Below are 21,868 nucleotides of genomic sequence, written 5' to 3' on the forward strand. Positions count from 1 at the left end.
TTACTTTACTAATGCCCAGTTTTCTGCATGATGTACGTCTACAATAAGAGGTACTTGTAGCTCTACAACAGATTGCATTGTACTACGTAATAATTCTTCTATAGCTTCTAATTCAGAGTTAACCACTTCAAGTACTAGTTCGTCATGTACTTGTAATAAAAGTCGAGACTTAAAGTTTTGTTCTTCTAATTTTTGCTCCACTTGGTTCATGGCTAACTTAATAATATCTGCAGCAGTACCTTGAATTGGCGTATTCATTGCGGTTCGTTCAGCAAAGGAACGACGGTTAAAGTTACGACTATTAATATCAGGTAACTCGCGTTGACGACCAAACATAGTGCGAACCTTTCCTGTTTCATGAGCCTCTTGAACCATTCGATCCATATATTCTTTAACCTTAGGATAACGGCTAAAATAAAGTTCAATATAGTTTTTAGCTTCACCACGTGTAATACCAAGGTCACGAGATAAACCAAAGTCAGAAATACCGTAAATAATACCGAAGTTAATAGCCTTTGCATGGGAGCGTTCTTCGCTAGTTACATCATCTTGAGCTTTACCAAGCACCTCTGCCGCAGTAAAACGGTGAATATCCTTGCCTTCTACGAAGGCTTTAATCAATGCTTCATCGCCAGATAAATGGGCTAAAATGCGCAACTCAATTTGGGAGTAATCGGCACTCACCAATGTATCATATCCAGCACCCGGATAGAATAAGGCACGAATTTCACGGCCTTTTTCAGTACGAACAGGAATATTTTGCAAGTTCGGATCAGATGAGCTAAGTCGACCTGTAGCCGTAACCATTTGATTGAAAGTCGTATGAATACGACGAGTCTTATCATTAATAAGAACTGCCAAACCTTCGCAATAGGTAGATACTAATTTAGCAACAGAACGGTATGCCAAGATTTTTTCAACAATCGGACTTTCGTGACGAAGCATATCCAGTACTTCCGCATCTGTAGAATAGCCGGTCTTAGTTTTCTTAATGATTGGCAAGTTCATCTTTTCAAACAAGATTACACCCAATTGTTTAGGTGAATTAATATTGAAAGTTTCTCCGGCTAGTTCATAAATCTCTTGTTGTACTTGAGCTAGTTCCTCTTTAAAGCGAGCCGTTGTTTCCGCCAACTTCTCTGTATCGATATAGATACCATTCTTCTCCATCACTACTAAAGTATGAATCAAAGGCAACTCAATCGTTTCATATAAAGACCATAACTCCTCACGACGTGCAGATTCACAAGCTACTTCGTTCATGGCGAGTAATGCTTTCACCATGGATACGCATTCTACATCTACACTACCGCTAGCAATGCTAGGTACAGAGAAACGCTCAGTTAGATAAAGATATCCATAATTAGTACGTGTAGGATCTAATAAATACGCAATGAGAGACATATCGTGAACACGAACAGTTTTATCAGCATTAAACAAAGAGATCTCAGCAGGCACATCTGCACCAAAGGCTTCGATAATCTCCTTAGTTTGAGTTGTAACAATGACTTTAGCACCTTGTAAAACAGCTAAAACAGCTTTAGTATCATCTGTTTTTACAATAGTATCACCATTAGATAGATACATATTCGTTACCGTTCTAAATGGTGTTTTTCCATCTAATATAACATGTACTGCTACCGTCTTATCTTTATAGAAGTCGGCTGTTAATGCTTTAGCATCTACTAAATCATCTAAGGAAATCTCCTCTTGTGGTGCAAATAAAGAGCCTAGATCTCCAAAAGCTGCTTCCTCGCCCCCCATTACTTGAGCAATACGAGGTGTTAATTTAGTAAAGCCTAAAGTTTCAAATAAAGGCTGTACTTCAGAAGTATGGAAGTTTTGTACAAAATCTTCTACTTTATAAGATAACTCCATATCTGTTTTGATTGTTGCCAACTCACGAGATAAGAAGGCTAACTCTTTATTTTCTACGAGTCGCTCTTTTAATTTCTTCCCCGAAATATCTTCAATATGTTCGTATACAGATTCAAGATTGCCATATTCGGTAATTAATTTAAGCGCTGTTTTCTCACCTACGCCTGGTACACCTGGAATATTATCAGAAGAGTCTCCCATAAGCGCCTTCATTTCGATAACCTTATCAGGACCATAACCATAAAGTTCCTCCATATTATCTAGAGTAACTTCTAACATGTCAGAAATACCTTTTTTAGTTAAGAACACATGGCTATGTTCTGTTACAAGCTGTAAATTATCGCGGTCACCTGTAATAATTTGGACAGCCATCTCAGGGGCTCCAAACTTTTTACTCAAGGATCCAAGGATATCATCCCCTTCAAAACCTTCTTCTTCGATGACACAAATGCCCAATGCTTTTAATACATCTTGAATTAAACTAAATTGTGGACGCAAATCCTCAGGTGCATCTGGACGATTTCCTTTGTATTCACTATACATTTCAGTACGGAATGTTTGACGACCTTTATCAAAAGCTACGGCAATATAGTCAGGATTAATTTCTTCATACAATTTAATGAGCATTGTCAAGAAACCATATACTGCATTGGTTGGTGTTCCCAAAGCGGATTTTAATGGTGGTAATGCAAAAAATGCACGGAATAACAAACTGCTGCCATCTATAATCATTAATTTTTTCATAATACACCTCACTTAATTCTATTCTTCATTATAACATAAGGACCCTTTTAACTTTCATAAATAAAAATTAATATATTGTTACACTAGAAAATGAGTAAGTAATTTGATTTTAAAAACCACATATATGCTTTCCTTAATAAACAGTAGAAAATGTTTTACAAATCATGTCATTAAGGAAAATATTGGGCTGAAAAGTCCTTGCGTATCAATATTTGGTATGATATAATCATTCAGGTATAAGAAACGATTTTTAAGGAGGTGACTCAATTGCCAAACATTAAATCCAGTATTAGAAGCGTAAAAACGGATGCTGAACGTCGTGCGAAAAACGCCGCTGTAAAATCTCAAATTCGTACAGCAGCTCGTAAAACCGTTGAAGCTGTTCAAGCAGGCGCAGTAGAAGAAGCAAAACAAGCACTTGTTCATGCTACTAGCGTAATTGATAAAGCAGCCTCCAAAGGTGTACTTCATAAAAACACTGCAGCTCGCAAAAAATCTAACCTTGCAGCTAAAGTAAACGCTTTATAATTTTAAAAGCAAGCAAGACAGTCTCTCGGATATCCGTTGAGACTGTTTTTTTTATGCCCTTTTCTTATTTAATTATAAAATAATTTTTCGTTTATTATACAATTATATTTTTTTACGCCCTATGGGCAGATTAGAGGACTATTACTATGAGAACACTATTATTAATGCGTGGTGCTCCTGCTAGTGGTAAGTCTCAGTGGATTCGTGATAACAATCTTGAGGCTTACACCCTTGAAGCCGATCATTTCCGTATGCTTTTACGTAGCCCTTCCCTTAGTGAGAACGGCTGGTATATTTCACAAGAGGATAATGGTCCCGCATGGAAGCTCCTACTAGATTGTTTAGAAAAACGAATGAGCAATGGCGACTTTGTCGTCTTAGATGCTACCCACACTACATCTAAAGCTGTTAATGCTTACAAAGAATTGCTTAACAAATATAAATATACTGTATATTACTATGAACCAGATACATCCTTAGAGGATTGCTTAGCCCGTAATGCGGCTCGCGCCGATTACAAACGCGTGCCAGAGCAAGTTATTCATCGTATGTACAAAATGATTAAAACAAGTACATTACCAAAGTTTTGTAAAAAAATTAACTCTATTGATGAAATCAACAATTACTTCACGGTTAATCTAACAAATAGATATGATCGTGTGCGTGTTATCGGTGATATTCACGGTTGCTACACCGCATTACAACAAGCTATTACACCATGGGATGAAAAAACATTATACATCTTCTGCGGTGACTATTTAGAACGCGGTATTGAAAATAAAGAAATGATGTACGAAATGATGCGTCTCAGCACATTGTCTAATACAATTATGTTAGAAGGCAATCACGAGCGACATATTGCAAACTTTGCATTCCATACAAATTTAGATCGTTCCAAACGCTTTATGAAAGATGTGGTAGCACCTATCGTAAAGGATATGACGAAAAATGAAGTGGAATCACTCCAACGAGAACTGCGACTCTTTTATAAATCACTTCGTCAATGTTATCCATTTAGCTTTCATGGCAAAAAATATTTAGTTTCCCATGGTGGTATCTCCTATGTGCCTAATATGACCTTCATAGCTACCTCAACCTTTATTAATGGATTTGGAGCTTACGAAACAAATATCGCTAATATCTATGATACTAATTACGAGCAAAACATGTGTCAGAACTTCATTCAAATTCACGGTCATCGTGGCGTTCCAGATGGAAAGTACTCCTTCTGTTTGGAAGGAGAAGTTGAGTTTGGTGGAGAACTAAAATACATTGATATCACAGCTAATACTTTCACAAAAAATGGAATTAAAAACGATGTATATGATAAAGATTATATGCGCCATGAATTCCAAAATATGACACAACATGTCATCTTCACACAAAATGAAGATATTAATATTATTGGCAATTCAAAATTAGTAAAAGTAAAACAATGTTTCCCTAACCTATATTCCTTGAACTTTACCTCTCGTGTATTTCATAAACGATTATGGAATGAAAGTACAGTACAAGCTCGTGGATTATTTGTGGATCGAATTACAGGAGATGTGAAATTACGTAGTTATAATAAATTCTTTAATCTTGGTGAGCGCCCAGAAACAGAGTTAGATAATCTAGCTAATATTCTCTCCTTCCCAGTTGAAATTAGAACTAAAGAAAATGGTTACCTTGCCATTCTTGGCGTTATCAACGAAGAATTAGTATTTGCCTCTAAATCTACAACAGAGGGTATACATGTGGATTTATTTAAAAACCTCTTCCATAGATTACCTGAAGGCTTACAAGTAGAAATCAAAGATTTATTAGCACGTAATAACTGCTCTATGATATTTGAGGTCATCAGCCAAGAGGATACTCATATCATTAAATACGACCAAGACCATCTCTATGTACTCGATATGATTCAAAATACTCTAGACGTAAATGGTAAGCATATAGATGTCCCATTCTCTAGAGAAAAATTAGCTGAACTTTATACGATTTTACAAAAATATGACACTGACTTGATTTCCATTGTTAAAACAGTTCAACAAGTTTCTACCATGGATGAGCTTCAAGCCATCATAAATGAGGAGCTAAATTCATTCCATAAATCTGAAGGCTTTGTATTAGTCGATAGCAATGGTTTTATGACTAAATTCAAAGGTCCTTATTATAATACGTGGAAGCACAGACGAAATCGCATTCTAGAGCCATATCAAAAATTTGGTAAAATTCCATATGGAAACTGTAAAAATGAAGATGACACTAAATTTGCAGACTTCCTTGGTTCATTAGACTATGATGTGGTATGTAAGTCTACCATAGTTGATATTAAAGATATGATGGAAAATCAAGGCTTGCTATAATTAAATAAACTCATCCTGTTTTAAGGATAAAAGCAAAAGGGACTATAACCAAATAGTCCCTTGCTACTAAAAATAGCTATTAGTTGATTATATATAATCAACTAATAGCTATTTTTTCTGTATTTTTTTAAGGAAAAATGGCCCAAAGTACACATTCCATTGGTATATAATTTAGTAGGTATGAAAAAGAACAAAATAAATGAATTTAATTATAACAAATTATCCATACAATTTTTTGATAACAGTATTATAAGATTATATTCAATTATATATAAGAAATAGTTTCTATACAAAGCTACACTTTCAAAGAATTAAGAAATGAAGTCCCAATCCCCCATTGTTTCAATCCAAAGTTTTGCAATATGGTTTCCCCTATATCTGCAAAACTATGTCTATCACCCAAAGCTACTGAATGACTCATACTTGGACTATAAGCTAGCAAAGGCACCATTTCTCTCGTATGATCTGTACCTTTCCAAGTCGGATCATTCCCATGATCTGCGGTGATGAGAAGTAAATCGTCATCTTTAAGCAAGTCCAACAAACCACCTAATTGGTAATCAAAGTCTTCAATAGCACGCTTATACCCTTCTACATTACGCCGATGACCGTACAGACTATCAAATTCAACAAGGTTGACCATCATGAACCCCCGTGCAAAGCTTTGCCCCAATAGATAAGGAACTACGTTCATACCATGCGCGTTAGACTTTGTCGGATATGATGCATCCCAGCCAACATGAGCATAAATATCGCCGATTTTGCCAACTGCCACTGTCGAAATGTTTGCGTCTTGTAACTCTTGTTGCACCATTTTCTTTTCAGGCATGCGACTATAGTCATGACGATTTGAAGTACGTACAAAATGCCCTGGTGTACCAACAAAAGGCCGAGCTATGATGCGCCCCACATAATAATCACCGACACATACCTTATCGCGTGTAATTTGACACATGCGATACAACTCTTCTAAAGGAATGATATCCTCATGAGCAGCAATTTGAAAGACAGAATCCGCCGATGTATAAACGATTGGCTTACCTGTTCTTATATGTTCTTCTCCGAGGCGTTCAATAATTTCTGTTCCAGAGGCTACCTCATTACCAAGAAATCCATATCCCGTTTCTTTTGTGAAAGTATCCATCAGTTCCTTCGGAAATCCTTCATAAAATGTCGGAAATGGTACCGTTACAGGATGCCCCATCATCTCCCAATGACCACTTGTCGTATCTTTGCCGGAACTCGTTTCAGCCATACGACCATAAGCACCAATAACAGGCTCATCAAACGCTGAAATATCGGCAATATTAGCTAAACCTATGGATTTTAAATTTGGACAGCGAATAGGTCCTGCTACAGCTTCGATATGTCCTAATGTATTCGAACCTTCATCGCCGAATTTAATCGCATCGGCTGCATGCCCTATACCGACACTATCCATTACTAGTAGAATAATTCGATTATACATATGTACTCCTAAATCTATATGAGATTAGTTACTCATATAATGTAAAAATACTTTGTAACATATTACAGTTAAAATCATCAATATGAATTAATAAAATACATAATATATTGAAAGATAAAATTTCTAAAACTTACTTAAGATATGGCATAGCAAGCATAAGGGCCGCCAAAGATTTGCTATCCTTAATAGTCTCATTCTTGATAGCCTCCAATAGTTCTGGCAATGTGTAGTATTCTAACTCTACATATTCATCAGGATCCCAATTAGTTTCCCCCATGGTAAGCTCCTTAGCAAGATATAAATGTAATACTTCATTGCAGAAACCAGGACTCGTAGCAATAGTCCCTAGTGAGATCCATTGAGCTGCACGATAGCCTGTTTCCTCAGCAAGCTCCCGTTTAGCACAAACAATGGGTTCTTCATTTGGATCTAGTTTTCCTGCAGGTACCTCAAGTAATGGCTGCTGCAAAGCATATCTAAATTGACGTTCCATAACGATCTTATTATCCTCTGTTACCGCCACAATTGCTGTAGCTCCAGGATGATGCACCACTTCACGCCAGGCATCTTTACCATTTACATCGGCAATATCATAGGTAACTTGAATCAATTTACCATCAAATTTCACTTCACTAGACTTCTGTATTTCCTTACTAATTGCCATATATACCTCTAATCTTCAATTTTATGTAAAAACCCGAGCCTTCTTATACGTTGTAAAATTTCCTCTAAGTACACTTTATTAGGAACAATAAAATCAATATTATCCCGCGTATGACGCTGAACTGTAATATTGTCATCCATAATAGCAAGAATCTTTTCTCTTGTTGTAGGCTCCACCATTTGCTTTATTACAAAAAGAAATCCATTATCTATATCTTGTTGTACTTTATTGTACATGTCGCCTATACCAATATAGGAGCTGCCTTCCTTTTCTACTATAGTAGAAATAAAATCTATAAAACGTTGAGGTATATACACCTTATTATCTTCAAAAGCAACTCTTTCATATGGTTCGGCATACATATCAAGATTATCTACAATGATTAAATATAGTAAACGAGAATAAACTCTGTCCATTTCTATAGTATAACCAGGTAGCTTTCTATGTATATGATCTACTATATCCTGAACAGTAAATATATCACCCCGATCCATAACCTCTTTAATAGCAATATGGATACTATCCGTCATATTGGAAGGAATACCTGTATTAACAACGCTGCAATAATATAATTTTGATAATACATCTATACTAACTCGTTCATTGCGAACAATCTTTTTACTATGTTTCTCTTTCGTTAATAGGGACATTCTAAACTGCGTATCATAAATGTAATCATAATATTGCTCTTTTGCAATATAATCATCATTTGCCAATTGAGCTATATTATCGTGAATATCCTCTGGTAGCCAACTTATAAAAGATCGTGAAAGAAATACATCCCCAATATATACACAACCTTGATCATTGGCACGTTTTATAAATTCATGTATATATACAGGATCATTAAAAGGCTCTAAATATTCATGAGCCACATAATAATCGTTAGAGCTTAACACATTTTGGATGTTATCAATTTTATAGCTCGCTTTTTGACTTATCCGATTATCCAACCCCATCGTATCAGCTACGAGCTTCAATATATTCTTCGTATATAGAGTTCGTTCCATCAACGGCATCTCTAACTCTTTTTGCTCTGCATATTGCATGATTTCTCGATACTGCTCTAATCGTTTCCATCCAGGATACGTATTATACGATACATAAGCTATACCGTTGTCGGATAAATTCTTATTGCAGATAGATAGAATTTTATCTTTTACCACATCTGGAACCCAGGACCAAATACCATGTACAATAATATAGTCAAAAGTGCCGAACGATTCATCAATATCTAGAATATCCTTCTCAATCAAATGTATATTGGTAAGTCCCATCGACGTAATCAGTTCATTTCCCATCTTAATCTGGGAAGATGATAAATCGATGCCCGTAAAAGACGCTTCAGGATAATATAAAGCTTGAGAAATAATGTTCCCACCAAAAGAACATCCAAGCTCAAGGACACGAGCCTTTTTTAAAGGCACGGGATTTAATCCAAATAACAAAGCTCGTGCCGCTAAAGTGTTCAACGAGGTCGCCCCAAAGGGTTGAGAAATATATACTACATCTTCATAACTCTTTTTAAGTACCTTATTCTCATCCAATACGTGCATGGTATTTTGTGTAGTCTCAATGTCATTCCCCGTAACTGATGTACCTACGTTCTTATTTTGTTTAGACTCCTGTTTCATAAAGCCTCCCGAATGTTTCTAGTACAAGAACTATAATATAGTAGTATTTTAAAGAATAGCAATTTCAACAAGATTTACCATAATAAATTTATAATTAAAAGTACAATCTTAAAAATAAGACGCCATATATCTGCAACTAAAATAAATAATTGCAGATACTATATAACTTACAAAAAAATAATCCCTTTGTGATTAGAAATAAAAAATAATCAGATGATATATATGATAGGCTTAACAATTTTGATATTTTTAGCCTCTAGATACTTCACGATTTCAGTACAAGAATCTATAACATTAATAATACCAAAAAATCACAAAATAATAGGATAATTCGTTTAAATAGATTCTCCTATACTATCATTATATGAAGTATAGGATAGTAATTATAATTATATAGTAGAATCTATTAATTTAAACAGCAACCAATTTACTCAATACTTTCTGTTTTATACACTTATTAACCCCTTGTTAAACTTACGTCGTCCTGCTAGAATTTTAAATACTAATACAAGGCATACCAAATTAACCTAATATAACAATTTTATTATCTTTAGTAATAACTACAATAACCATTAAATAAGATACTAAATAAACTCAAGTCATAATATATTAATTACTATTTTTATCAACTATAATACAAATAGCTTTATTTAACTAAAAACTTTATCTCATTAGATTTTTGTATTTCTTTGCTATTTACCATAATACGCACCTTATAATTCATATATATTATAATAATGCCACAGAAAGTTTTAAAGATAATTCACTAGTTATCATCTTACAAATCTACCATTTTAATCTATTTATTTCTCATAATTTATAGTTGGTATTTATGTGATACACACATACAAACATTATATGTAAAGTAATCCATCTATATTTATATGCAAGAATAATTATTCATATTTCTTGAAATAATTATTCTACATTATAAAAAAATAATATAACAATTAATCCTACCATAAATAATAAAATATTATATCAAAGTCATAATTAACAAAAGATACCTAGGTTAAATACTTTAAAGCATTTTTTACTGCCTCATTATAAAGAAATTTAAAATCAGAAATTAAGTCATCAGAAAGTGAATTTTCAATCTTAGTTTTTAAATAAATGAAACTAGGGTTATTTATGACTAAAGCTGATAATGCCGCACTATAAGGCTTATTAGATTGTACCATTTCTAATATATTACATAATTTAGAGACAAGTGAATCTGCATTCCTTCCTATATCTTTTATTTTATAAATTTTATATAATTCCTCGAGATCAATTTGAAATGGAGTATAAATAGTATGATAATTTAAAGATAATTTAAATATATATCCATTTTTATAAATACTATTTATAAAAAATTCTCCAATTCCATTTTTATCAATACCTCTAAGTATATAATCTTTATCTATACCTATATATTCTTTTGGATCATCATCATATGGATTAACTAACCTATTGGTAACTGTATCCAAAGTACCTTTAGCACGATTACATTTAGAACAAGAAAGTAATAAATTTTCCCAGCAAACAACTTCATTAGGATATAAACTCTTAGGATGAAAGTGTTCAATGTGAAGATCCCCCTTATCACTTTTACATTCACAATAACAGCATTTCTCATGTGAAGATATCATTAGCGCTTCTTTTATATATGGCTGATTCCATACAGAATCATTAGGATTATCAATAAATCTTTGTGTTAATGAACTAATAGTTTCTTCATCAAGTTGTCTAGGCTTAGTTGGTCTAACAAGTTTAATCATCAAGAACTCCTTTAAGCTGATATTCTAGCAAAGCTAATTGGGGATTTGATGGATGTAGCATTTTTTTTAACTCAGAATAGCACTTCTGCGCTTTAACTTTATCCCTATTTTTAACGAATTTAATAAAGTCCTCTATATAATTTACATATAAGTCAGATTCAGTTTTATCATTCCCCATGACATATAATAGAATTTCCTCAAAAGTCCAGCCTTGTAATCCATATTCACTCAAATCTAATGAATTAACTGTTATAATTCCTTTATCATCAGATGATAAAGGAATTATCGCAGATTTACTTAAATTTTGTAAAATAGAAGGACTATGAGTAGATATAATAAATTGTGCATGTGGAAAAAGCTCACTTAATATTCCTATAATTTTACCTTGCCAAACAGGATGTAAATGTAAGTCAATTTCATCAATAATTATTATCCCATCAAACTCTTTAATATTATGTTTTCCATGATCAGAGTGATTTAGTCTATTGTCAAACCGTTCTTTTATTTCTTTTATAATGCCCCAAATTATATAAATACAACTTTTATAGCCACTAGATAAATATTCAAAAACAATTGGATTATTATAATGAATATCTTTTAATAAAATCTCATTTGTACTATAATCAATATAATCATATTCTAGCTCACCTGAGCTCAACATCTTTAACGCAGAAATAGCAACATTAAAATAATTAAATTGATATGATGACAAATGTACATTTTTTGATTCGGCATGAAGTGCTAACATTAAAAACCAATCTTTTATATTATCTAGCTTAACTCCTAAGCTAAATTCATGTCCTCTCTCAGAATTCTTTCTTGAATATAATAATTGTGACTCTAATTGAATTTGTGTTAACTTTTTATAGTCTATATTTCGTTCAGTATCAAAAAAAATAATTTCTCCCGGTATATAAAATTTATTTTCGTTATTAATATAATCATAGTCTGCAGGTGATTTATTCGAAATATTAACAGTAAATGTCTTTAATTCATCATATATAAAAATGATTTCTCCACCATCAGAATCTACGTTAGGTTTAACTCTTGTTTTTGTAGACGGAATAGAAGACAAAATAGATTTAAGAATTGTACTTTTACCTATACCATTCTTTCCACAAATAATATTTATATGACTATTAAAATCTAACGATATATGCTTTATTCCACCAATATTTTTTAATTCTAATTTCTTTAATTTCATATATACCCCTTTATCTATACTATAGGAAAATAGATTTAAAAAAATTAACATCAATTCTAACGATTTTTATAACTTAAGACTCAATAAAATTTTCAAAATGATTCTTCTATAATATAAAATAAACAATGACAAACCTTAATTACGTTCTTTTTCATAAATATGAGCTAGTATTTATTTTTCCTAGTATTTTATCATATAAATGATTATCTTTTTCCATATTATATTCTTGCACAATTTACTATTAAATCGTCATATTTTATTATCAGTTACTAATTCACTTTAATAATATTACCACGTTTCTTTATTACTTTTGTTATATATATTATCTCTTAATTATTTATTTTATAGAGAAATAAATATATTCTGAGTTAATTATATCACTACTTCATTTATTGTTCACTAACATTTAAAAGTTAATCTAACAATACGTCTTATAGCTAATAGCAAAATTTTATTGAATATAATACTTTTTATATATAAAAACCGCCCAACAAAGTTGAGCGGTTTTTACTAATTTATACAAAACCATATATTATTTACATAGTCCCTGTGCTTCCAATGCCACCAGTTCTTACACCTGTGGCATCATCATCGTTTGTAATAAGGTATTTAGAGAATATACCTTGAGCAACGCGTTCGCCTTTATCAAGGGTAACTGTTTCTTTGCCAAAGTTAAGAAGGGCAATCATAATATGACCTTCATTATCCTCATTGTTGTAGTAATCACTATCAATGATACCTGTACTATTCACAAGTGCCAGATGTCGTTTAATAGCCATGCTAGAACGAATGTGAATGGCAAGATATTCATCGTATGCCATGAAAGCTTTAATACCCGTTGGCACCAAAACCACTTGACCAGGTTCTAAAGTAACAGCTTCAGCACATTCAATATCATAACCTGCACTTTCAGTTGTTTTACGTGTTGGTAAGTTGATATCTTGTTCTTCAAAAGCAGAAACTACTTCAAAGCCACGAATATCCATGTAACACCTCTTATTTTAAACAATCTTTACGGGACAAGTTTACACGGCCTTGTTTATCAATCTCGATAACTTTTACCATGATTTCATCCCCTACACTTACTACGTCTTCTACATTTTCAACGCGTTCTTTTGCAAGTTTGGAAATATGTACAAGACCTTCTTTGCCTGGTAATACCTCTACGAATGCGCCAAAGGCCATTAAACGAGTTACTTTACCAAGGTATACTTCACCTACTTCAACCTCTTTAGTAAGGTTAGTGATGATTTCTTGAGCTTTCGCAGCCCCTTCTTGTTCTACAGAAGCGATAAATACTGTACCATCATCTTCGATGTCAATTTTAGCGCCTGTTTCTTCGATGATACTGCGGATTACTTTACCGCCAGAACCGATTACGTCACGGATCTTATCAGGATCAATTTTCATTGTAATTATACGTGGAGCGTATTGAGACATTTCTTGACGTGGTTCAGCAATTGTATCAAGCATGATACCCATGATATGCATGCGGCCTTTGTGAGCTTGTTCTAATGCTTCTTGAAGGATTTCACGGGATAATCCGGAAATCTTGATATCCATTTGAATTGCTGTTACGCCTTTAGCTGTACCAGCAACTTTAAAGTCCATATCTCCAAGAGCATCTTCCATGCCTTGAATGTCAGTTAAAATTGTATAATGTTCCCCTTGAGTTACAAGACCCATAGCAATACCTGCTACAGGAGCTTTAATAGGTACACCAGCATCCATCAAAGATAATGTAGAACCACATACGGAAGCCATGGAACTAGAACCATTCGATTCCAATACTTCAGATACTAAACGCAACGCATATGGGAAGTCTGCCTCGCTCGGAATCACAGGCACCAACGCGCGTTCAGCCAATGCACCATGACCGATTTCACGACGCCCAGGGCCACGGGAAGAACGAGTCTCCCCTACCGAGAAAGATGGGAAATTATAATGATGGATATAACGTTTTTCAGTTTCAACACCAAGACCATCGATGGTTTGTTTTTCGGATAAAGGCGCTACTGTTGTGACATTCAACACTTGAGTTTGGCCACGTGTAAACAAGCCAGAGCCATGTGTACGAGGTAATACGCCTGTACGGCAAGAGATTGGACGAACTTCATCAAGTTGACGACCATCTGGACGGATTTTTTCAACAGTAATCATATGACGCACGATTTCTTTTGTCATTGCATCAAATGCTTTATTTACATCAGCCAAGTTATCTGGGTAGATTTCTTCAAAGTGAGCTAATACATCTGAACGTACTTCGCTTTCTTGTGCATCGCGTTGTTGTTTATCTGCACAACGAACTGCAGCATCAAGTTTATCATGACCATAGGCACGAACTGCATCACTGATTTCAACAGGAACATCTTTACATTCAAATACGCGTTTTTCCTTGCCTACTTTTGCAGTCATATCTTCTTGGAATGCTACGATTTTTTTGATTTCTTCGTGAGCTGCCATGATAACTTCAAGAATGATATCTTCCGGTACTTCTTCAGCGCCACCTTCAACCATGAGGATAGCATCTTTAGTACCAGCCACAACGATATTAAGATCTGTTTCTTCTAATTGTGCTTTCGTTGGATTTACAACAAATTCACCATTGATACGTCCCATACGAACGCCTGCAATAGGACCATTCCAAGGAACATCAGAAATAGACAATGCGGCGGAAGCGCCAATCATACCACAAATGGCTGGATCACAATCTTGGTCCACAGACATAACTGTTGCTACTACGTGTACTTCGTTTCGTACACCTTTATCAAATAATGGACGAATAGGACGGTCAATCAAACGGCTATTCAAGATCGCAGACTCAGGTGGACGCGCTTCACGTTTAATGAAGCCCCCTGGTAAACGACCAACCGCATACATTTTTTCTTCATAGTCTACTGTAAGTGGGAAGAAATCGATGTCCTTCGCCTCTTTAGAGCCTGTAGCAGTAACGAGTACACGAGTATCACCATAGCCAACCATTACAGCACCGCCAGCTTGTTTTGCAAGTTCCCCAGTCTCAATCGTAAGCGTACGACCAGCTAGGTCCATTTGGAATTGTTCCATTCCTATTCCTCCTAAAAATCTTCTTATATGTATACCTTCTAATTATATATCAATTAAAGCTAAATAGCCAATTCAAAATAAAAAAGCCGTCCTAAAGGACGGCTAATTTTATTATTTACGAAGACCAAGGCGTTCGATAAGAGAACGATAACGTTCGATATCTTTACGACGAAGGTAGTCAAGCATGTTACGGCGTTGACCAACCAATTTCAACAAACCACGACGGGAATGATGGTCTTTTTTGTGCTCTTTCAAGTGTTCTGTTAAGTATTGAATACGACTTGTCAAAATCGCAACTTGTACTTCTGGGGAACCAGTGTCACCTTCATGAGTAGCGTATTCTTTAATTACTGCTAATTTAGCTTCTGTAGTTAACATTAATGTTACCTCCTAAAAAATTATAATCCCGATAAGCTTAAGTAACCGTTGGAGAATCGAATACTTCGCTTACGATATGTCTTACGACCTAATTTAGTATACAGTATCTGCCCTATCTTGTAAAGCAAAAATACAGTAATTGAACAAAAGATGGATTACAACTTCGTTCTATTATTTAGCACCTAGCACCATACGGTCGCTCAGTGCATTTTCACCAGCTACCTCAAACTTTTGAAGTAAGTCAGCAACTGTTAATTGTTTCTTTTCGTCCCCTTTTACATCATAGATGATTCGACCAGCGTCCATCATGATAAGGCGATTACCAAAGCGCAATGCATCACGCATATTATGGGTAATCATAAGAGTTGTTAGATTATGTTCTGCAACGAGTTTATCTGTTAGTTGCAACACATTTTCTGCAGTCTTAGGGTCAAGTGCTGCAGTATGTTCATCCAATAATAAGAGTTCTGGACGAAGCATGGTAGCCATTAACAATGTAATGGATTGACGTTGACCACCAGATAGTAGGCCCATACGAGCAGATAAACGATCTTCAAGGCCCAAGCCTAATAATGCAAGACGTTCCTTGAAAAATGCTTGTTCACTATCTTTGAAAGCCCATTTAAGACCTAAGCTTTTACCACGGCGCATAGCAAGAATCAAGTTTTCCTCGATTTGCATATTACCAGCAGTACCAACCATAGGGTCTTGGAATACACGACCAATGTATTTAGCACGTTTGTATTCTGGCATTTTTGTCACATCAATCTCATTAATTGTAATGGATCCTTCATCTACTGGAAATACACCAGCGATGGAGTTTAGCAAAGTACTTTTACCAGCACCATTACCACCAATTACAGTACAAAAATCACCCTCTTCTAGACGAAGGTTGATGCCTTGTAATGCAGTCTTTTCATTAATTGTGCCCTTAAAGAAGGTTTTTACCATATTTTTTACTTCTAACATAGTGTCCTCCTTAACGAGCCAACCATTTTGCTTTCAATGTAGGTAGGGAAAGCGCGATGGCAACAAGAATTGCAGTGAATAATTTCAAATCATTTGGTGGCATACCCATGTAGAGAACGGCAGCAATAACGATACGATATACTATAGAACCAAGTACTACAGCGATGAGACTGCGTACGAAGGATTTCGTACCAAATACTACTTCACCAATGATTACAGAAGCCAAACCAATAACGATGGTACCAATACCCATGCCTACATCAGCAAAGCCTTGGAATTGACCGATAAGAGCCCCAGACATACCAACAAAGCCATTGGAAATCAAAAGGCCAAGAACGATCATATTATCAGTATTTACGCCTTGAGCGCGAATCATTTGAGGGTTAACACCTGTAGCACGTAAGGCTGTACCAATTTCGGTACCGAAGAACCAAAATAAAAGCAAACATACAACTACAGCAACGATAATACCTACGATGGCTGCAGACCACATATTCGGCGTGTGGAAAAATCCACCAAGAATCGTATAAATTGTATCCATTCGAAGCAAAGATACATTAGCTTTGCCCATGATGTGAAGGTTTACAGAGTACAATGCAATCATTGTCAAAATACCGGCCAATAATGCAGGAATTTTCAATTTTGTATGAATCCAGCCTGTTACAGCACCTGCTATCATACCACCCACACCGGCAAGTAAAATGGAAAGGATTGGATTCATACCACTTGTAATTAAAATAGCGGAAATGGCCGCCCCCATTGGGAACGTACCTTCCACAGTTAAGTCAGCCACATCTAATACACGGAAGGTTATGAATACGCCGACCGCTAACAAAGACCATAAAAGGCCTGTGGTTATGGTGCCTACCACTAAATCTAACATTAAAATCTCCTCTATTGTTTCATGTCTTTACGAAGAGCTTCAGGAATCGTGATTCCCAATTTTTTAGCACGTTCTTCGTTAACAGTTAACTTAATCTCTTTTTGTGTCTCAATAGCTAAGTCTGCAATTTTTGCTTCACCAGCTAGAACTTTTGCAGCCATTAAACCTGTTTGGTAACCCAATTGATAGTAATCAACAGAATATGTTGCTACGCCACCAGTCATTGTCATGCCTTCGTCAGCAGCAAATACCGGGATTTTAGCAGCATCTGTAATTTGTGCCAAGTTAGCCATAGCAGATGCTAATACATTATCTGTTGGTGTATAAATAGCTTGCACATCTTGGTTTACAAGATTTGTAGCTGCTTGTTGAATATCATTTACGTTGGAAACAGTTGCCTCTACGACAGTAATACCTTTTGTAGCAGCATAGGCTTTCATTTTTTCAACTTGTAATTGGGAGTTGATTTCAGAGGATGTATAAATGGCACCAATACGCTTTACGTTCGGTACTAATGCTATGATAAGATCAACCTCTTTTTCAACAGGTGTCATGTCGGATGTACCAGATACATTACCACCAGGGCGTTCATTAGATTGAACGAGTTTAGCTGTCACGTAGTCTGTAATAGCTGTACCCATGATTGGCATGTCATGAGAAGCATTTGCCATCGTCTGAGCCGCAGGTGTTGCAATAGCTAATACTAAATCTTTTTTATCAGATACGAAGCGTTGTGCAATGCTGTTCAAATTAGATTGGTCAGCCTGTGCATTTTGTTGGTCAATTTTAATATTTTGACCATCTTTATAACCTTTAGCCGCTAAAGCATCTACGAAGCCCTTATTAGCAGCATCAAGGGATGGATGTTCTACTAATTGAATAACACCAATTTTCTTTTGGTCATTAGTTGCGGTATTAGAACCACAACCGGCTACCATTGCCATAACAGCAATGGCACTAAGTGCCACTGCAATACTTTTTTTCCAGTTCATGTATAACTCCTTACCAGTTATGTATTAAATCATAGTCGCCTTGTTCATCAAATCCTCTGGTAAGGTGATGCCCAATTTTTCTAATTTATCTTTCCCCACAACTAATTTAAATTCTTTCTGCATTTCGATAGGCATGTCTTCAACTTTAGCTTCGCCAGTTAAAATTTTTGCTGCCATCAAGCCTGTTTGGTAACCAAGCTTGTAGTAATCTACAGACAAGGACATAACGGCTCCACCTTTTACGTGGTTATCTTCACCGCCAAATACAGGAATTTTTGCTGGGTCGGTAATAGCTACGAGATTGCTCATAGCAGAAGCTACAACATTATCTGTTGGTACATATACAGCATCTACACGTTGAGATACGAGGTTTTGTGCCGCTTGTTGAATATCGTTTACATTGGAAACTGTAACTTCTTCAACTTTAATGCCTTTTGTAGCTGCATAAGCTTTCATCTTCTCCACTTGAATTTGAGAATTTACTTCGCTAGAGCTATAAATAGTGCCAATTGTTTTCGCATTTGGCATTACTTGTAAAATTAAATCTACTTGTTGCTCTACTGGATTCATGTCGGATGTACCAGACACATTACCACCAGGTTTTTGATTGGATTTAACAAGTTTAGCTGCCTCGTAATCAGTAATAGCTGTACCTAAAATTGGAATATCATGAGTTGCATTCGCCATGGATTGAGCCGCTGGCGTAGCAATTGCTAAAATCAAGTTTTTCCGATCGGATACGAAACGCTGTGCAATACTATTCAAATTAGATTGATCTGCTTGCGCATTTTGTTGATCAAAAGTAATCTTTTCTGCCAAACCTTTTTCTTTTAGCGCATCAACAAAACCTTTATTTGCCGCATCTAATGCAGGATGCTCTACCAGTTGTACAACACCAACTTTGTATTCACCATTCGATGTAGTTCCATTTGAGCCACAGCCTGTAAACGCCAACAATGCTGTCGCTGTGAGCGCCAAAGCAATACCTTTTTTCAAGTTCATGGGGATTTCCTTCCTATCTGCAAAGATTATAATACTTTTATTATAAACAAATTTATCTACTACATCAATGTAGCAGATTAAAGTATTCTACATTTGTCCATTTATAGAACACATTAAGATATGAAATCCTCTTACTTTTCAAGAGACGCTAACATGTCTTCTGTTAAATCATTAGCTGCTAAAATATAGTCCTTAAGAGTCCCTTTATCGAGAGCTACCTTCATAACAGGCACTTCAAATGGGTCCAAGATGACGCACATTAGAATTTCACCCGTTACATAGTAACCAACCACTGCTTCCCCTTCTTCAGGATCTAAGGTTTCACGTTTTACAGTAACACAGTATGGTCTCATAACCTGCGCTGCTGCTTTTGCTACCTCTTCACGATTAGCAATATATTCTTCAACCTTCGTTTCAGGGATGTCAAAGATATCTACCTTTACAGTCTTGACCTCTGTAGCCTCTCCTTTCGCAGACTCTATAGCTGCGCCTAATTCTGTTTGCTTCATATACACCTCACATAGAATGGACTTTCACCATTGGTGAAAGCCCCATTATCTTAGATTGATTCATCAGCTGCATTTAAGAACGCCACATAACATTGTTTAGCCTCGTAAATATCAGCCTTAGATGTAACCTCCCAAGGAGCATGCATGCTAAGTACGGCTACACCACAATCGATGACATTCATACCATAAAGGGCCATGATGTACGCAATCGTACCGCCGCCACCGAGGTCTACCTTGCCAAGTTCAGCAGTTTGATAAGTTACGTTATTAGACTCCATTACACGGCGGATAAAGCCCATGTACTCAGCATTGGCATCGTTAGAACCAGCTTTACCACGAGAGCCAGTAAATTTATTGAATACTACACCCATACCAAGGTAAGAAGCATTTTTCTTTTCATATGCAGACGCATAGAGTGGATCATAGCCTGCACTTACATCGGAGGACAACATACGGGATTTTTCCAACGTACGGCGCACGCTCACCGAGTTAGGTTTACCCATAAGTGTTAAAATTTCAGCTACTGCATTTTCAAAGAAACGAGATTGCATGCCCGTAGCACCTACAGAACCAATTTCCTCTTTATCGACGAGTAAACAACAAGTAGTGCGCTTTACAGAATCCACTTCAAGCATTGCTACCAAGGATGTGTAGGCACACACGCGGTCATCTTGACCATACGCCATTATCATGGAACGATCAAAGCCCATATCACGTGCTTTACCAGCTGGTACAATTTCTAATTCTGCAGACAGTAAGTCGCGTTCTATAAACCCATACTCTTTTTCAAGCAGGCTATTAATAAATTTAGTAACCCCTTCTTTTTCTTCGTCTTTAACTGGACGGCTACCGATGAGTAAATCAAGAGCTTCCCCTTCAATTACTTTAGCTGCATTCTTTTGCATTTGCTCTTGACCTAAATGAGGCAACAAGTCAGTAATACAAAATACAGGATCAGTTTCTTTATCGCCAATATTAATATTGATACGAGTTCCATCTGTTTTTACCACAACACCATGAATGGCAAGTGGCATTGCAACCCAGTGATACTTTTTAATACCACCATAATAGTGAGTGTCCCAAAATAAAAGATTGCTATCTTCGTATTGAGGATTTTGTTTTACGTCAATACGTGGAGAGTCAATATGAGCCCCCAAGATATTCATGCCCAACTCGATATCATCAGTACCAATATTAAACAGGGCAATAGATTTATCCATATAAGTGTAATAAATCTTATCACCTGCCTTGATTGGCGTATTGCTCTTAATGACGTCATTTAGATTTACGTAGCCCTTTGCTTCTGCAAATTCTACGGCTTGCACAACGCATTCACGTTCTGTTTTACCATTATCTAAAAATTGACGATATGTATCACTTAAAGCATATACCTTTTCCATAGTGGCATCATCATAATTATGCCATGCATATTTACGTTCCATAATCTATCCTTTCTAAAAATTCACACTCTAATATTTAGTACAGCTTAGAGTGATGAACCTAAGTTTACAAAATTATTTTTGGCGGTCCTTTTCAAGTTCCGCCTTGCGATATTCTAAATATTTTCGCTCTTTTTCGCGATTGATTTCAGACTTTTGAGTATATAGCGAACGAATTTCATCCGTACAATGGGTCAATACCTTTGTAACGTAGAATTTACAACTACCGGACTTAATCGTATATTTTCCAACTTTAAGTTGCACCGCAAAATCGCCATGTTTAGAACACGCTCCGATGGCTAAGTGCTTATCCCCTTGTAATCGTTCAGGTCTTGTCATTTCTAAACGGGTTTGACAGTATGGACAGAAGGACATACGTACTCTTCTATCATGAACAAT

General features: G+C 35.7%; 17 protein-coding genes and 1 pseudogene. 2 read left to right on the forward strand and 16 right to left on the reverse strand.

Annotated elements, in window-relative coordinates; all coding sequences use genetic code 11:
• Window positions 1–2,622 (reverse strand): DNA polymerase I, encoded by a 2,622-nt coding sequence (gene polA, locus Q0507_RS08720; RefSeq protein ID WP_298715130.1) that lies wholly within the window; start codon window positions 2,620–2,622, stop codon window positions 1–3.
• A 267-nt stretch (window positions 2,623–2,889) separates the two neighbouring features.
• On the opposite strand from polA, the gene rpsT reads away from it, so the two are divergent.
• Window positions 2,890–3,150, forward strand: coding sequence for a 30S ribosomal protein S20 (gene rpsT / locus Q0507_RS08725; RefSeq protein ID WP_004692998.1), 261 nt, complete (start codon window positions 2,890–2,892; stop codon window positions 3,148–3,150).
• 146 nt (window positions 3,151–3,296) lie between these two features.
• The gene (locus tag Q0507_RS08730) at window positions 3,297–5,501 is read left to right on the forward strand and encodes an RNA ligase (RefSeq protein WP_298715132.1); all 2,205 of its coding nucleotides are present in this window, start codon (window positions 3,297–3,299) and stop codon (window positions 5,499–5,501) included.
• Between the two features lie 295 nt (window positions 5,502–5,796).
• Here the strand turns inward: Q0507_RS08730 and Q0507_RS08735 are convergent, their stop codons facing one another.
• From Q0507_RS08735 to Q0507_RS08805, 15 genes and pseudogenes are all read right to left on the reverse strand, one after another.
• Window positions 5,797–6,969 (reverse strand): phosphopentomutase, encoded by a 1,173-nt coding sequence (locus tag Q0507_RS08735; protein ID WP_298715134.1) that lies wholly within the window; start codon window positions 6,967–6,969, stop codon window positions 5,797–5,799.
• Between the two features lie 130 nt (window positions 6,970–7,099).
• A complete protein-coding gene (locus tag Q0507_RS08740) occupies window positions 7,100–7,633 on the reverse strand; it encodes an NUDIX hydrolase (protein ID WP_118091512.1) in 534 nt (177 codons plus the stop codon).
• Window positions 7,634–7,641: 8 nt separating this feature from the next.
• A complete protein-coding gene (locus Q0507_RS08745; RefSeq protein WP_298715136.1) occupies window positions 7,642–9,267 on the reverse strand; it encodes a class I SAM-dependent methyltransferase in 1,626 nt (541 codons plus the stop codon).
• A gap of 1,007 nt (window positions 9,268–10,274) precedes the next feature.
• The gene (locus Q0507_RS08750) at window positions 10,275–11,027 is read right to left on the reverse strand and encodes a retron system putative HNH endonuclease (RefSeq protein WP_298715138.1); all 753 of its coding nucleotides are present in this window, start codon (window positions 11,025–11,027) and stop codon (window positions 10,275–10,277) included.
• Complete coding sequence (locus Q0507_RS08755; protein WP_298715140.1) at window positions 11,020–12,231, reverse strand: AAA family ATPase; 1,212 nt, start codon at window positions 12,229–12,231, stop codon at window positions 11,020–11,022. Before Q0507_RS08755 ends, Q0507_RS08750 begins: the two co-directional genes overlap by 8 nt.
• Window positions 12,232–12,767: 536 nt before the next feature.
• Window positions 12,768–13,217 carry a dUTP diphosphatase gene (gene dut, locus Q0507_RS08760; RefSeq protein WP_060918820.1) on the reverse strand — a complete coding sequence of 150 codons (450 nt, stop codon included), beginning with the start codon at window positions 13,215–13,217 and terminating at the stop codon, window positions 12,768–12,770.
• A 10-nt stretch (window positions 13,218–13,227) separates the two neighbouring features.
• The gene (locus Q0507_RS08765) at window positions 13,228–15,297 is read right to left on the reverse strand and encodes a polyribonucleotide nucleotidyltransferase (protein WP_118091510.1); all 2,070 of its coding nucleotides are present in this window, start codon (window positions 15,295–15,297) and stop codon (window positions 13,228–13,230) included.
• A 111-nt stretch (window positions 15,298–15,408) separates the two neighbouring features.
• Entirely contained in the window at window positions 15,409–15,675 is a 267-nt protein-coding gene (gene rpsO / locus Q0507_RS08770) for a 30S ribosomal protein S15 (protein ID WP_004692991.1), read from the reverse strand.
• Window positions 15,676–15,846: 171 nt separating this feature from the next.
• On the reverse strand, window positions 15,847–16,644 hold the full coding sequence (locus tag Q0507_RS08775) for an ABC transporter ATP-binding protein (protein WP_295815116.1): 798 nt from the start codon (window positions 16,642–16,644) through the stop codon (window positions 15,847–15,849).
• A 10-nt stretch (window positions 16,645–16,654) separates the two neighbouring features.
• Window positions 16,655–17,527: an ABC transporter permease gene (locus tag Q0507_RS08780; RefSeq protein ID WP_004697183.1), complete on the reverse strand. Its 873-nt coding sequence runs from the start codon at window positions 17,525–17,527 to the stop codon at window positions 16,655–16,657.
• Window positions 17,528–17,538: 11 nt separating this feature from the next.
• Window positions 17,539–18,519 carry an ABC transporter substrate-binding protein gene (locus Q0507_RS08785; RefSeq protein WP_298715145.1) on the reverse strand — a complete coding sequence of 327 codons (981 nt, stop codon included), beginning with the start codon at window positions 18,517–18,519 and terminating at the stop codon, window positions 17,539–17,541.
• A gap of 24 nt (window positions 18,520–18,543) precedes the next feature.
• On the reverse strand, window positions 18,544–19,521 hold the full coding sequence (locus Q0507_RS08790; protein WP_004692987.1) for an ABC transporter substrate-binding protein: 978 nt from the start codon (window positions 19,519–19,521) through the stop codon (window positions 18,544–18,546).
• A gap of 131 nt (window positions 19,522–19,652) precedes the next feature.
• Window positions 19,653–20,030, reverse strand: a complete 378-nt coding sequence (locus Q0507_RS08795) for a hypothetical protein (protein WP_004692986.1) — start codon at window positions 20,028–20,030, stop codon at window positions 19,653–19,655.
• 50 nt (window positions 20,031–20,080) lie between these two features.
• Complete coding sequence (locus tag Q0507_RS08800; protein WP_298715154.1) at window positions 20,081–21,472, reverse strand: aminopeptidase; 1,392 nt, start codon at window positions 21,470–21,472, stop codon at window positions 20,081–20,083.
• A gap of 72 nt (window positions 21,473–21,544) precedes the next feature.
• A pseudogene (locus tag Q0507_RS08805) lies at window positions 21,545–21,868 on the reverse strand (exonuclease); the annotation flags it as partial.

The sequence above is a fragment of the uncultured Veillonella sp. genome (genome assembly GCF_938010505.1).
Taxonomy (GTDB): Bacteria; Bacillota; Negativicutes; order Veillonellales; family Veillonellaceae; genus Veillonella.